Here is a 13,330-nt window from a genome sequence, read left to right as displayed (position 1 = left end):
TACTAGCAATTAGGGGTTGCTAAGATGTTGTCGGTTAGTTTACGCTTTCGCGAAAGCGTAATTAAATACGTACTAGTTGCCCTTACAGAAAACACATTAAACGCATAAATATTGTTTAGTTTCTTTTATCTTCTCCCCAAAGGAGTTTGCGACGAAGTGTTTTTAAAAAACTATCTCCTTCCAATCGTATGAGGCTTATTTCAAATGGCGCCTTTTCCAAAGTGATAATGGTCTCATTATCTAGTGTAGCTATGCGGGAATCAAGCGAAATCAAATGTTGTTCTTCTCTTCCAGAAACGCTAAGCTCTATTACCGTGTTATCTGGGATCACTAGTGGTCTTGCATTTAAGTTATGCGGAGCGATAGGTGTGAGTATAAGACTAGAGGTATGCGGAGTGATTACTGGGCCTCCACAGCTAAGCGAGTATCCAGTAGAGCCTGTAGGAGTTGCAACAATAAGTCCATCTGCCCAATAATTTGTTAAGTCTTCACCATCAAGCTTAGTCTTTACCGAGATCATAGAAGTAGTGTTTTTTCTACTCACCGCAATCTCGTTAAGTGCAAAGTTAAGTTCCCCTATTTCTTCTGAGAGTTTACTTGTAGTGATTTGCAGCAAACTCCTTTTAGAGATGGTATATTTTCCAGTTAATATCTTATCAATAGAAGCTTCAATGTCATTTCTCTTGATGGTTGCTAGAAAACCTAATCGCCCAGTGTTAATACCTACTATTGGGATGTTAAGGTCTCTTACGTAGGTAACTGTCTTAAGTATGGTTCCATCACCACCTATGCTCACAAAAAGATTGTAACTGTTGTCTAACTCCTTAAACGTAGAAAAATGATTGTAGTCTCTTTCAATAGCGTCATTCTCATGTATGAGTTTAAGGAAGTTTTTTTCTATAATAACTTCTACTTGCTTTTTGTCAAGAATATCAAGAAGTTGCTGAATGTATTGTCCCGCTTCTTTATGATAAAACTGACCGTAAATACCAATTTTCATAATCTATTAGATATTAAGGTATTTTTCTAGGTACTGAGAGCGCTCTCTTAAGTCTGTCAGGAAGGTATCTTCTTGGTGACTAGACACCACATTATAGCTATACCTTCTAAAGGCTGCGAGAATGTCATTAAAATTTGATCTACCAATTTTTATCGAAATTTCGGCAACGTCATTTTCTATTCTAGAGATAAACATTCCCCAGATTTTGCCATCATTAGACTCTACAATCTGACTTATTTCACTAAAAGAGTAATCTTGGATGCCTTTTTCTATTACTACCACGCTTCCTGGCTCACTTATAAAAGGAGTGCTGTTAAAGAAGCTCATTACATCTTCTAACTCATAGTAGCCTAAATATGTGTTTTTCTCGTCTAGCACTGGCATCATGTTAGAACCATGTTGTGCAAAAGTCTCAAGTACGTCTAGCCAGTTTGTGTCATAACGCACAAAAAATTGCTCATATCCGTGGCTATATTCACTTATGGGAGTATCTGCATCTAGACAATGTGTGTCATTTTCAGGTAGTGATCCTACATAAACACCTTCTCGTTCTATAGGAACATGAGAGTAAGTAGTTTGACTAAAAATAGACTGCACTTCACCTATATTCTGCTTTTCAGAAACTGGAGAAATATCATTTATAATGAAATCTGTTAACGTCATACTGCAAAATAATGAAAAAATAACCGCCTAGCAGCGGTCTCTTTGTATTTTTGTGATATCAAATAATACCATATTGCTATGACAAAATTAAGTGTAAACATAAATAAGGTTGCTACATTACGTAACGCAAGGGGAGGTAATGTTCCAGATTTATTAAAAGTAGCGAGTGACCTTGAAAAAATGGGTGCTCAAGGAATAACCATTCATCCCCGTCCAGATGAGCGCCATATAAGATATCAAGATGCGAGAGACCTTGTAGATGTAGTTACTACAGAGTTTAATATAGAAGGTAATCCTATCCAGAAGTTCATAGACCTAGTTCTCGAGACTAAGCCTACACAAGTTACCCTCGTTCCAGATGCTGTAGATGCTATTACGAGTAATGCTGGCTGGGATACCATTAAACATAAAAGCTTCTTGCAAGAAGTAATTCAAGAGTTTAAAGAAGCAGGAATCCGAACCTCAATTTTTGTAGATCCAGTATTGGAAATGGTTGAGGGTGCAAAAGAAACAGGTGCAGATCGTATCGAGTTGTATACGGAGTCCTATGCAGATGGTTACGTGCTTAATAAGGAAGAAGCTATAAAGCCATTTATCGCTGCCGCTTTTCATGCAAGTGATATAGGAATAGGGATTAATGCTGGGCACGATTTGTCACTAGATAATATCGAATATTTTCATAATAGCATTCCAGACTTGCTAGAGGTTTCTATAGGTCATGCGTTGATGGCAGAGTCTTTATATCTAGGTTTTGAAACAGTGATAACTTCTTATCTTAAAAAACTTCAATAATTCATGTTGCATTCTAATATCATAGGGGAAGGTGAGCCTCTCGTCATATTACACGGCTTTCTAGGGATGGGTGATAACTGGAAAACACTATCAAAACAATTTGCAGAAGATGGTTTTCAAGTGCACCTTGTGGACCAGCGTAATCATGGTCGTAGTTTTCACAGTGACGAGTTTAGCTATGAATTAATGGTAGAAGACCTCAAGTCTTATTGTTTAGAAAATGAACTTGAAGAATTCTATTTGCTTGGACACTCAATGGGAGGTAAGGTTGCTATGCTTTATGCCACTACACATCCAAATATGGTAAAGAAATTAATCATAGCAGATATAGGTGTAAAACAATATCCACAACATCATCAGACCATTCTTGAGGGACTAACTGCCTTGTCAAATGATGCTCCAGCAATGACGAGTCGTTCAGGAGCAGATGATTTTCTTTCGCAATATATTACAGATGATGGTACGAGAATGTTTTTGCTCAAAAACCTTTATTGGAAAGAAAAGGGCGTTCTTGGTTTTAGAATGAACCTCAAAGCGCTTATAGGAAATATAGAACAAATAGGAAAAGCACTTCCAGACAGAGTTTCATATGGAGGAGAGGTGCTTTTTTTAAGAGGAGATAGGTCTAATTATATTCTTAACGAGGATGAAAAAGGTCTTTATAACGCTTTCGCGAAAGCGCAATTAACTACCATTTCAAACGCTGGTCACTGGCTTCATGCAGAAAATCCTAAAGATTTTTACAAAGAAGTGATAAATTTTTTATAACATTGTTTCAGCAAATTTACTATGTATGCATAGTAAATTGGTAATAAAACTATGAATCCCTTATAAATACTGTATTTTTGAGGGAGGATTATTAAGAATAACACATTTCCCTTAACCTAAATTAAATTATGAAAAAAGTATTAAGTGTCGTTGTGCTACTACTCGTATGTGCTGTAACGTATGCCGGTGGATACCGTGTAAGTTTACAAGGACAACGCGGTCTAGCGATGGGTCACACTGGTGTGGCAATGGTTAATAATGCAGAGATTGCATTCTTTAACCCAGGAGGTCTAGTTCATCTAGAAGGAAAATTGAATATAGCCGTAGGAGGTTTTGGTGTATTCTCTGATGTAAAGTTCCAGAACGCTGAGTTTGGGCAAACTTCACAAACAGAGAGTCCTACAGGAACGCCTTTGTATTTATATGCAAGTTATAACGTGAGTGAAAAACTAGCAGTAGGTCTAGCTGTATATACCCCTTACGGAAGTACGGTAGAGTATCCTACAGATTGGTCTGGATCACATTTAGTTAATAATATTGATCTCTCGGCTATTTTTGTGCAGCCTTTAGTTTCTGTAAAATTACTTGAAGACTTAAGTATTGGAGGAGGGCCTATCCTAGCTATTGGAGGCGTAAACTTTAATCGTAATCTTACTCGTAACCTTACAGATATTGATGGTAATCGCTCAAATGTTACGATTGATTCTCAAGGTCTAACTGCTTTTGGTTTTTCTGTAGGAGCTATGATTACTCCTAATGATCAGTGGTCATTTGGTGTTAACTACAGGTCTAGAATCGATATCGATGTAGAGCAAGGAGATGGTGATGCAGTATTCTCAAATGTGCCTAACTCTCCGCTTGCTCCTATTGCAAATGGAACTTATGATTTTACAGCAACATTACCTTTACCAGCTGAGTGGACAGTAGGAGTTTCTTACAAGCCATCAGATAAGTGGACACTTAACTTTGACTGGAACTACGCAGAGTGGGATGCTTATGAAGCATTAGACATTATGTTCCTTAACACAGACGGCTCTCTTGCTTTAGAGTCTATAAACCCTCGTAATTATAAGAATGCTTCAAGTTACCGTCTAGGTGCTCAGTTTGATGTGAGTTCTAAATTTGTTCTTCGTGGAGGTGCTTACTTCGATGAGTCTCCAGTACAAGATGGTTTCTTTGCTCCAGAAACTCCACGTAACGATTCTTACGGATTTACAGGAGGATTTACTTATAATGTAACAGATAAGTTAGCAATTGACGCTTCTTTCCTTTACTTAACATTTAAGGAAATTGATGCTTCTTACGATTCTTATGTAGAAGGTGGAGAGCGTGTTCCTTTTGGAGGAACTTATAAATCAAGTGCATTTGCACCAGGTTTAGGTCTTAGTTATAAATTATAAAAATAGCATTGATGAAAAAATATTTCAATTATATAGCACTTCCGGCACTCGCACTTGGATTAGTTGCTTGTGAGCCAGAATTTGACAACGATATTACAGAGAATCAGGATTTTTACACTAGTGGTAGTGCAGATTTCTCAAGCTACGTTTCTGTAGGAAACTCTCTTACTGCAGGTTTTGCAGATGGAGCTTTGTACATCACAGGTCAAGAAAACTCTTATCCTAACATTATGGCGCAACAGTTTGCGCTTGCAGGAGGAGGTAGTTTCTCTCAACCACTAGTAAGCGATAACCTTGGTGGACTTACTTTAGGAGGTATGCAAATTACAGAAAATCGTTTTGTACTTGCTACAGACGCAGATGGCAACCCAGGACCTGCACGTCTTGCGGGAACTCCTACTACAGAGGTTTCAAACATTGTTGCGGGACCATTTAATAACGTAGGTGTACCAGGAGCAAAAAGCTTTCACCTTGTAGCACCAGGTTACGGTAATGTTGCTGGTGTAGCTACAGGTCAAGCAAACCCTTATTTTGCTCGTTTTGCTAGTTCAGCAAACACGACTGTAATGGCAGAAGCCCTTGCAGCAAACCCAACATTCTTTTCTTTATGGATAGGTAACAATGATATCTTAGGTTTTGCAACATCAGGCGGAGCAGGTGCAGATCAAACAGGAAACCCTGATGCGACCACTTATGGTCCTAACGATATTACAGATCCTACATTATTTGCAGGTGTATATGCTCAAGAAGTAGCGGCACTTACAAGTACGGGAGCAAAGGGGGCATTAGTAAACATTCCAGATGTAACTTCTATTCCTTTCTTTACTACGGTTCCGTCACAGGCAATACCGCTAGATGAAGAAACCGCAGCAACACTTAATGCTAGTTTTGCAGCTTATAACACGCAAGTATTGCCAGGACTTGCTTCTTTTGGGGTTATTACAGCAGAAGAAGCTGCTGCTCGTCAAATTAACTTTAGTGCTGGATCAAACTTTATCACTATTCAGGATGAAGATTTGACTGATATTTCAACTATGGTCCAAGGAGCACCTTTTAACTTAGATCCTATTACAGCTGCTTTATTATCTCAGTTACGTCAGACTACAAATGATGACTTAGTCCCGCTTACGACTGCTGGAGTTTTAGGAACTATAGATGAGGCTTATGTAGGATTTTTAGTTTCTCAAGGTGTTCCTGTAGAACAAGCTGGATTATTAGCAATAAACGGTGTGTCTAGACCATTACAAGATCAATTTGTGCTTACTACGCAAGAGCAAGCACTGGTAACTGCGGCACAAACACAATACAATGCAACAATCCAAGCCCTAGCAGATGCTAATGGACTTGCTTACGTAGATGCTAGAACTGCGCTACAAAATGTAGCAAATGGTGGTGTGGCTTTTAGTGGAGGTATTCTTTCTTCACAATTTGTGACAGGAGGAGCGTTCTCTTTAGATGGAGTACATCCAACGCCTAGAGGTTATGCATTTACTGCAAATGCGGTTATTAATGCGATTAATAGTACTTATGGATCAACGATTCCAGGAGTAGATATAGGAGGCTATGCTTCGGTAACGATAAGTAATGATGTAAACTAAAATCGGTTTAATTAAAATATCTAAAAAGCGCCTTTATTAAAGGCGCTTTTTTTATGTGTAAATTTACGCTTTCGCGAAAGCGTAACCCTTAAAATTCAATCTTATGAAATCTATAATCAAAATTTTACTAACAGCTGTGGCGGTAGTGATGCTTTCAAAGCTGCTTCCAGGTGTTGCTTTAGATGGTTTTGTGACGGCAATTATTGTCGCTATAATATTAGCATTACTTAAATTTATCGTTAGACCTATACTTGTTATACTGACGCTTCCGGTAACGATTTTGACCTTTGGTTTGTTCCTTTTTATCATCAATGCTTTCATAATATTGATAGCAGATTACTTTATAGGAGGCTTTTCGGTGAGTGGTATTTGGGTGGCATTACTCTTTAGTATCTTACTTAGTATTTTTCAAAGTATATTGTTTTCACTTATTAAAGACGACAGCAAGAGCTAGTTAAGCACATCTTAAAAGATTGTTGTACTCGTAAAAATATTGTATTTTTGCGCCCTCAAAATTACATCATAATGAATATTACAAAAGAGCAAATAGACGACCTGAACGCAGTAGTAAAGGTAGAAATCGTTAAAGAAGATTATAACGAGAAAGTAGAGTCTATCCTTAAAAACTACCGTAAAACGGCAAATATTCCTGGTTTTAGAAAAGGTCATGTCCCTATGGGAATGATTAAAAAGCAGTACGGAACAGCTGTAAGAGTTGATGAGGTAAATAAAATACTTCAAGAAGCTTTAGGTAAGTTTTTACAGGAAGAAAAGCTAGATGTGTTAGGTAATCCACTTCCTAAAAACCAAGAAGGTTTTAATTGGGATACAGATGATTATAATTTTGAATTTGAATTAGGAATGGCTCCTAAGTTTGATGTAAATCTTACGCCAAAGAAAGCCGTTACAAGTTATAAAATCAAAGTAGATGACAAGATGGTGGATAGCCAAGTCACTACTATAAGAAAGCAATATGGTACGCTAGTTTCTCAAACTGAAGTTGCAAAGAATAGTGAAATCACTGGTACTTTTGTAAACGAAGAAGCAGGAATTGATAACCAAGCGACTTTTGAAATAGAGCAAGTAAAAGGAAAGAAGAATGTAGATGCATTAGTAGGGGCAAAACCTGGTGATGTAATTACATTAAAAACTAAAAGTTTATTTTCTGAGCCTGGAACCTACCAAGCGGCTTTAAAGATCTCTGAAGATCAAGCAAAAGAAATGAATGCAGAACTTACTTTTACACTAACCGAAACAAACAAGCGTGAGCAAGCAGACCTTGATCAAGAGTTATTTGATAAGTTATTTGGTAAGGATGTTGTAAAAAGTACAACAGAGCTTAAAGAAAAGATTAAAGAAGATGGAGAGCGCCAGTTTGTACAGCAGAGCGATCAACAACTTATGAATGACGTTACTGAGCGTCTTATAGATGAAACTAAGTTTGATCTTCCTTCAGAATTCCTTGCTAGATGGATACAGTCTAGTGGTGAGAAGCCTATGACAGAGGAGGAGGCAAAAGAAGAGTTTACTCGTTCTGAAAAAGGCCTAAGATGGCAACTTATAGAAGGGAAAGTAGTAACAGATAATAAACTTCAAGTAACTTTTGAAGAATTAAAAGATTACGCAAAAGATATGATCAAATCGCAGATGATGCAATACGGTCAGATGAACCCTGAAGATAAGGAGCTAGAAGATATCGCAGCACGTATCCTTGGTAATCAAGAAGAGGTAAAGCGTTTATCTGAGCAGCTTATGAATGTGAAAATGCTTACGTTCTTTAAAGAAAATGTAAAACTTAAGGAGAAGGAAGTAACCTTTGACGAATTTGTTAAGGAAGTTTACAATTAGAATACTTCCTAGATAATAAGTATCTTTAAAGCGTTTTACTTGTATAGGTAAAACGCTTTTTTTTAAAATATATATTGCTATAAAAATATGGATTACGGAAAAGAATTTAAAGATTTTGCAATCAAAGATCAGGGTGTAAACTCTAATTATTACGATAAAATTATTACGAGTATGTTGCCACAGGGCCTTACTCCTAATATCATTGAAGAGCGCCAGATGAACATCGCTATCTTTGATGTATTTTCTCGTTTAATGATGGATCGCATCATTTTCTTGGGAACAGGAATTAATGATCAGGTTGCAAATATTGTACAGGCACAGTTACTATTTTTAGAAAGTACAGATGCAAATAAGGATATCCAGATTTACATCAACTCTCCAGGAGGAAGTGTGTATGCTGGTCTAGGTATTTATGATACGATGCAGTTTATTAAGCCAGACGTTGCTACCATCTGTACAGGTATGGCAGCATCTATGGGAGCTGTATTACTTTGTGCAGGAGCAAAAGGTAAGCGTAGTGGTTTACCACATAGCCGTGTGATGATTCACCAGCCTATGGGTGGAGCACAAGGTCAAGCATCAGATATCGAGATTACTGCAAAGGAAATCTTGACACTTAAAAAGGAACTTTACGATATTATCGCAAAGCATTCTGGTCAGGATTACGATAAGGTATATAACGATAGTGATCGTGATTACTGGATGAAAGCAGATAAAGCGCTTGAGTATGGTATGATAGATGAAATATTGAAGAGAGACTAATGAGGTTTATGCTTTCGCGAAAGCGTATAATATCTCAAAACAGTAAATAAAATGGCAAAGGAAGATTTAGAATGTTCATTTTGTGGTAGAAAAAAACCGGAGACTAGCTTACTAATTGCTGGGCTTGACGCGCACATCTGTGATAGATGTATCGAGCAAGCACATGGTATTGTGATAGAAGAGTCTAAGGATGTTGCTACAAATGATCTTGAAGGAGAGCTTAAGTTAAGAAAGCCACAAGAAATTAAAGAGTTTCTTGATGGGTACGTTATAGGTCAAGAATTTACAAAAAGAGTAATGTCTGTAGCGGTATACAATCACTACAAACGATTATTACAGCCTGCGACAGATGATGATATAGAGATCCAAAAGAGTAACATCGTGATGGTGGGACAAACAGGAACTGGTAAAACACTTATCGCAAAGACAATCGCTCGTATGCTTAATGTGCCTCTTGCTATTGTAGATGCTACAGTGCTTACAGAAGCAGGTTATGTAGGTGAGGATGTTGAAAGTATACTAACACGTCTTTTACAAGCAGCTGACTATAATCTTGAAAAAGCACAGAGGGGAATCGTTTTTATAGATGAGATAGATAAAATTGCTCGTAAGAGTGATAACCCATCTATTACTCGTGATGTGAGTGGAGAAGGTGTGCAACAAGCGTTATTAAAACTATTAGAAGGTACCGTAGTAAACGTGCCGCCTAAGGGAGGACGTAAGCATCCAGATCAAAAGTTTATTGAGGTAGATACAGAGAATATCTTATTTATCGCTGGAGGAGCCTTTGATGGTATTGAACGCCACATTTCTAAGCGTTTAAATATGCAAGCAATGGGGTTTGTGGCTAGTAAAAGTGAAGATGTAGTAGAGAAGGATAATATGCTTAAATATATTATTCCTAAGGATCTTAAAGATTTTGGTCTTATACCAGAAATCATAGGTCGTCTGCCAGTATTGACACACATGGACCCATTAGATGCTGGAACGCTAAGAGCTATCCTTACAGAGCCTAAAAATGCTATAATAAAGCAATATAAAAAGCTTTTTAGTATGGATGATATTGAGCTTACCATTACAGATGAAGCTTTGGATTATATGGTAGGTAAAGCTATTGAGTACAAACTTGGCGCAAGAGGATTGCGTAGTTTATGCGAGGCTATCCTTACAGACGCTATGTTTGATCTTCCTAGTTCTGACGAGAAATCGCTGAATGTGACTAAGACGTACGCAGAGGGTAAATTGAATAAATCTACGCTCAAAAAATTGAAAGCAGCTTCATAATAATGAGGTCAGATAAATAGATTAAAAAGGTACTCTTGTGAGTGCCTTTTTTTATGGTTTTGAGTGAGCATTTTAGGTTTTAGAAACAGAATGTATTGTGGTGAGTACGCTTTCGCGAAAGCGTAAAAAAACCAACGATTTCGGTTAGTGATGAAGTTTATTGTGTGAGATCTTTTTTAAAACTTGATTGATATTATGCAAGTTCAAGCAGTGCTTCTACAAAATCTCTCTTATTTGATAATCTAGGTACTTTATGCTGTCCTCCAAGTTTGTTGTTTTCTCTGAGCCAGTCATAAAATAGATTTTCTCTCGCGCTGTGGATAGTGGGCGCGTTTAAGGTGGTGTTATTAAAACGCTTTGCTTGATAATCACTGTTTACTTCTTGAAGTGCAAGGTCTAGTTTGTGATTAAAAAGTGCGATATCATCTGGCGGATTCTTAAATTCTATAATCCACTCGTGAGCACCTTTTTCCTTTCCTTCCATGAATATAGGTGCGGCGGTATAGTCTTTTATTTCGGCACCTGTCTCGCTTGTCGCTCTCTTGAGTGCTTCTTCTGCATTCTCAATTATAAGCTCTTCTCCAAAAACGTTGATGTGATGTTTTGTTCTCCCCGTAACTTTAATTCTATATGGGCTGGTGCTTGTAAATCTTACGGTGTCGCCTATTTTATACCTCCACAACCCTGCATTTGTAGTGATAACAATCGCATAATTTACTCCTACTTCTACCTCTGTAAGCGGTATCACGTTTTGCCCAGGAGTTCCATAGGTAGTCATAGGTATAAATTCATAAAAAATACCATAATCGAGCATGAGCAATAATTCCTTAGAGTCATTCTGACCTTGTATGGCAAAAAATCCTTCTGAGGCATTGTAAATCTCGTAATATTTAAATGAATTAGACGGGATCAACTTTTGGTATTGCTCCATGTAAGGGTCAAAACTTACGCCTCCATGAAAGTACACCTCAAGGTTAGGCCACACTTCAAGTAAATTTGATCTGCCCGTAGTCTCAAGAACATTATTTAACAAAACAAGCATCCATGAAGGTACTCCAGACAGGCTAGTTACATCCTGCTGGATAGTCTCGTCTACAATGGCTTGCATCTTGGTTTCCCAATCACTTAGCAGGGAAACCCCGTTAGTTGGTGTACTGCTGAACTCTGCCCAGAAAGGCATATTATCAATTAATATAGCCGAAAGATCACCATACACAGTTCCATTATCCTGGTACAACTGCTTGCTGCCGCCTAGCCTTAGTCCTTTGCCAGAAAATAATTGTGACCCCTCATTATTATTGAGGTACATGCACAGCAAATCCTTACTTGCTGCATAGTGGCAGTTTTCAAGTGATTCTGGGCTTACAGGAATGTACTTGCTGCGAGCATTTGTAGTACCACTACTTTGTGCAAACCATTTTATAGGTGTAGGCCACATTATGTTTGTCTCACCTTTACGGCTTCGCTCTATATATTCTTGATTTTCCTCATATGAGGTTACTGGAATGCGATCTGCAAACTCACGATATGACTTGATTGATTTAAAGTCATAAGCCCTGCCTATCTCGGTATCTTTTGCTTTCTCTATGAGTTTAGTGCGCAATTCTTCTTGAACCTCAGAGGGGTACTTCATAAAAAGTTCCATCTGGTGAATGCGTTTTTTTAAGAACCAAGAAGCAATGGAATGCACTAAAGGGATAGCCATAAAGTTGGTATATTTACACGTATATAACGGGATAGGTTATTACTTTCGCGAAAGCTAATTTAACCTTATTTCCCCACATTTTGTAATCAAAGTTTTCTTAAATGCAATACCAAGGTGTCCTTAGAAAAATGCAAACGGAGCACACAGATCCTATAAATTACTATTTAGTAATGGATGGTGACTTCATACAAATGAATCAACTCTTAGGAAAAAGGTTGCATATGGAATTTGTAAAATACGAATGCCTGGCTTGTGGCGAAAATAAAAAGATTTTCCGTCAAGGGTATTGCTATGATGACTTTTATAAAGTCCCACAAGCTGCCGATTGGATCATGAAGCCTGAGCTTTCTAAAGCCCATTTAGACGAAGAAGAGAGAGATCTAGAATATGAGAAAAAGGTGCAGCTACAACCACATATTGTATATCTAGCAAACTCAAGTAATGTAAAGGTAGGAGTGACTCGTAAGACCCAAGTTCCTACAAGGTGGATAGATCAAGGTGCTCATGAAGCAGTAGAGATTGTTGAAGTGCCTAATAGATACCTGGCGGGTATAACAGAACTAGCACTAAAAGAGCATGTTTCAGATAAGACTAACTGGCGCAAGATGCTCAAAAATGATATAGAAGACTTAAGTCTCACAGAGTATAGGGATGCGCTTAAAAAATATATACCAGAAGAGGCACAGCAGTATTTTATAGCTAGCAATGAAGAAACTCACATTCACTTTCCGGTAGATAAATATCCAGAAAAATTAAAAACTCTTAATCTTGATAAAACTCCGGCTTATGAAGGTGTTCTAAAAGGGATTAAAGGACAGTATCTCATTTTTGAAGATGATACCGTATTTAATGTGCGTAGCTGGGAAGGATATGTAATACGCTTAGAAGTACTTTCTTAAGTAACAGTGAGTTTAATGACTTGCATACAGGCCAATATTATGAGCGTAATACCTATGTAGCGATTAATATTACTTCCTGATGAATGTTGCTTTTTTTTTATATGAGTGCCAAATCTACTATAACCGTATAGTGTCACAACCTTTCCTATAAAAACACCACTAAGGAATAATGTGATGCATAAAGCTGAGTGTGATTCATTACTTGATAACCACCTGCCTAGTAGAGAGAACACTAAAATCCAATAAATAAGAACAGGTGGATTGATAACACTAAGAGTAAATCCTAGAAGATACTTAGATGATTTTTTTCTTTCTGGCCTTGTGCTTTCTTTCTTATTAAGAGCAAAGTAAAGCCCAACAGTTGCAAGAACTGCAGCAACTACATATTGTACCCAAAGATTCATCTCAAAAAAATCTTGTACAATCATGCCAAAGGAAAATGCTATAAAGGCTAGTAATACTTCTCCTAGTCCAGCACCATAACTTATTTTTAATGACTCTCTGTGAGATTCATTTAGAGAGGTTTTTATTACAGCAAGATTTGATGCGCCAGGAGGAAGTGCTCCCAAAATGGTAGTCATAATGCCCAGAAGTAATGCTGTAAGAATCAT

At 37.5% G+C, this 13,330-nt stretch carries 13 protein-coding genes; 9 read left to right on the top strand and 4 right to left on the bottom strand.

All coding sequences use genetic code 11. The annotated features are described in order from the left end of the window. Positions 1 to 115 precede the first annotated feature (115 nt). On the bottom strand, positions 116 to 1,000 hold the full coding sequence (locus tag KRODI_RS04175) for an NAD kinase (protein ID WP_013750324.1): 885 nt from the start codon (positions 998 to 1,000) through the stop codon (positions 116 to 118). A 6-nt stretch (positions 1,001 to 1,006) separates the two neighbouring features. Next, positions 1,007 to 1,663: a CBS domain-containing protein gene (locus tag KRODI_RS04170; protein WP_013750323.1), complete on the bottom strand. Its 657-nt coding sequence runs from the start codon at positions 1,661 to 1,663 to the stop codon at positions 1,007 to 1,009. 78 nt (positions 1,664 to 1,741) lie between these two features. Here KRODI_RS04170 and KRODI_RS04165 point away from each other — a divergent pair, with 78 nt between their 5' ends. The 8 genes from KRODI_RS04165 (at position 1,742) to clpX (ending at position 10,115) form a co-directional block, all read left to right on the top strand. Next, positions 1,742 to 2,455 (top strand): pyridoxine 5'-phosphate synthase, encoded by a 714-nt coding sequence (locus tag KRODI_RS04165; RefSeq protein ID WP_013750322.1) that lies wholly within the window; start codon positions 1,742 to 1,744, stop codon positions 2,453 to 2,455. A 3-nt stretch (positions 2,456 to 2,458) separates the two neighbouring features. After that, complete coding sequence (locus tag KRODI_RS04160; RefSeq protein ID WP_013750321.1) at positions 2,459 to 3,223, top strand: alpha/beta fold hydrolase; 765 nt, start codon at positions 2,459 to 2,461, stop codon at positions 3,221 to 3,223. A 128-nt stretch (positions 3,224 to 3,351) separates the two neighbouring features. Then, positions 3,352 to 4,623, top strand: a complete 1,272-nt coding sequence (locus KRODI_RS04155) for an OmpP1/FadL family transporter (protein ID WP_013750320.1) — start codon at positions 3,352 to 3,354, stop codon at positions 4,621 to 4,623. A gap of 11 nt (positions 4,624 to 4,634) precedes the next feature. Then, entirely contained in the window at positions 4,635 to 6,221 is a 1,587-nt protein-coding gene (locus KRODI_RS04150) for an SGNH/GDSL hydrolase family protein (RefSeq protein ID WP_013750319.1), read from the top strand. Between the two features lie 103 nt (positions 6,222 to 6,324). Next, positions 6,325 to 6,675 carry a phage holin family protein gene (locus KRODI_RS04145; RefSeq protein ID WP_013750318.1) on the top strand — a complete coding sequence of 117 codons (351 nt, stop codon included), beginning with the start codon at positions 6,325 to 6,327 and terminating at the stop codon, positions 6,673 to 6,675. A gap of 71 nt (positions 6,676 to 6,746) precedes the next feature. Continuing rightward, positions 6,747 to 8,069 carry a trigger factor gene (tig, locus tag KRODI_RS04140; RefSeq protein ID WP_013750317.1) on the top strand — a complete coding sequence of 441 codons (1,323 nt, stop codon included), beginning with the start codon at positions 6,747 to 6,749 and terminating at the stop codon, positions 8,067 to 8,069. 87 nt (positions 8,070 to 8,156) lie between these two features. Further along, complete coding sequence (gene clpP, locus KRODI_RS04135; protein WP_013750316.1) at positions 8,157 to 8,831, top strand: ATP-dependent Clp endopeptidase proteolytic subunit ClpP; 675 nt, start codon at positions 8,157 to 8,159, stop codon at positions 8,829 to 8,831. A gap of 51 nt (positions 8,832 to 8,882) precedes the next feature. Further along, positions 8,883 to 10,115, top strand: coding sequence for an ATP-dependent Clp protease ATP-binding subunit ClpX (clpX, locus tag KRODI_RS04130; RefSeq protein WP_013750315.1), 1,233 nt, complete (start codon positions 8,883 to 8,885; stop codon positions 10,113 to 10,115). Between the two features lie 193 nt (positions 10,116 to 10,308). Here the strand turns inward: clpX and KRODI_RS04125 are convergent, their stop codons facing one another. After that, positions 10,309 to 11,820 carry a GH3 auxin-responsive promoter family protein gene (locus KRODI_RS04125; protein WP_013750314.1) on the bottom strand — a complete coding sequence of 504 codons (1,512 nt, stop codon included), beginning with the start codon at positions 11,818 to 11,820 and terminating at the stop codon, positions 10,309 to 10,311. Positions 11,821 to 11,921: 101 nt separating this feature from the next. Between KRODI_RS04125 and KRODI_RS04120 the strand changes: the two genes are divergently transcribed. Further along, positions 11,922 to 12,719: a DUF2797 domain-containing protein gene (locus tag KRODI_RS04120; protein WP_013750313.1), complete on the top strand. Its 798-nt coding sequence runs from the start codon at positions 11,922 to 11,924 to the stop codon at positions 12,717 to 12,719. On the opposite strand, the gene KRODI_RS04115 is transcribed toward KRODI_RS04120, so the two are convergent. Next, the gene (locus tag KRODI_RS04115) at positions 12,716 to 13,330 is read right to left on the bottom strand and encodes a LysE family translocator (protein WP_013750312.1); all 615 of its coding nucleotides are present in this window, start codon (positions 13,328 to 13,330) and stop codon (positions 12,716 to 12,718) included. The genes KRODI_RS04120 and KRODI_RS04115 overlap by 4 nt on opposite strands.

The organism is Dokdonia sp. 4H-3-7-5 (assembly GCF_000212355.1).
In the GTDB taxonomy this organism is placed as follows: domain Bacteria; phylum Bacteroidota; class Bacteroidia; order Flavobacteriales; family Flavobacteriaceae; genus Dokdonia.
The sequence above is the reverse complement of the archived record's forward strand: the minus strand, read 5'-3'. Positions and strand labels throughout refer to the sequence as shown.

Excerpts from the sequence above, each read along its gene's own strand:
- KRODI_RS04175 (WP_013750324.1), bottom strand. The coding sequence starts at position 1,000 with ATGAAAATTGGTATTTACGGTCAGTTTTATCATAAAGAAGCGGGACAA.
- KRODI_RS04170 (WP_013750323.1), bottom strand. The coding sequence starts at position 1,663 with ATGACGTTAACAGATTTCATTATAAATGATATTTCTCCAGTTTCTGAA.
- KRODI_RS04165 (WP_013750322.1), top strand. The coding sequence starts at position 1,742 with ATGACAAAATTAAGTGTAAACATAAATAAGGTTGCTACATTACGTAAC.
- KRODI_RS04160 (WP_013750321.1), top strand. The coding sequence starts at position 2,459 with ATGTTGCATTCTAATATCATAGGGGAAGGTGAGCCTCTCGTCATATTA.
- KRODI_RS04155 (WP_013750320.1), top strand. The coding sequence starts at position 3,352 with ATGAAAAAAGTATTAAGTGTCGTTGTGCTACTACTCGTATGTGCTGTA.
- KRODI_RS04150 (WP_013750319.1), top strand. The coding sequence starts at position 4,635 with ATGAAAAAATATTTCAATTATATAGCACTTCCGGCACTCGCACTTGGA.
- KRODI_RS04145 (WP_013750318.1), top strand. The coding sequence starts at position 6,325 with ATGAAATCTATAATCAAAATTTTACTAACAGCTGTGGCGGTAGTGATG.
- tig (WP_013750317.1), top strand. The coding sequence starts at position 6,747 with ATGAATATTACAAAAGAGCAAATAGACGACCTGAACGCAGTAGTAAAG.
- clpP (WP_013750316.1), top strand. The coding sequence starts at position 8,157 with ATGGATTACGGAAAAGAATTTAAAGATTTTGCAATCAAAGATCAGGGT.
- clpX (WP_013750315.1), top strand. The coding sequence starts at position 8,883 with ATGGCAAAGGAAGATTTAGAATGTTCATTTTGTGGTAGAAAAAAACCG.
- KRODI_RS04125 (WP_013750314.1), bottom strand. The coding sequence starts at position 11,820 with ATGGCTATCCCTTTAGTGCATTCCATTGCTTCTTGGTTCTTAAAAAAA.
- KRODI_RS04120 (WP_013750313.1), top strand. The coding sequence starts at position 11,922 with ATGCAATACCAAGGTGTCCTTAGAAAAATGCAAACGGAGCACACAGAT.
- KRODI_RS04115 (WP_013750312.1), bottom strand. The coding sequence starts at position 13,330 with ATGATTCTTACAGCATTACTTCTGGGCATTATGACTACCATTTTGGGA.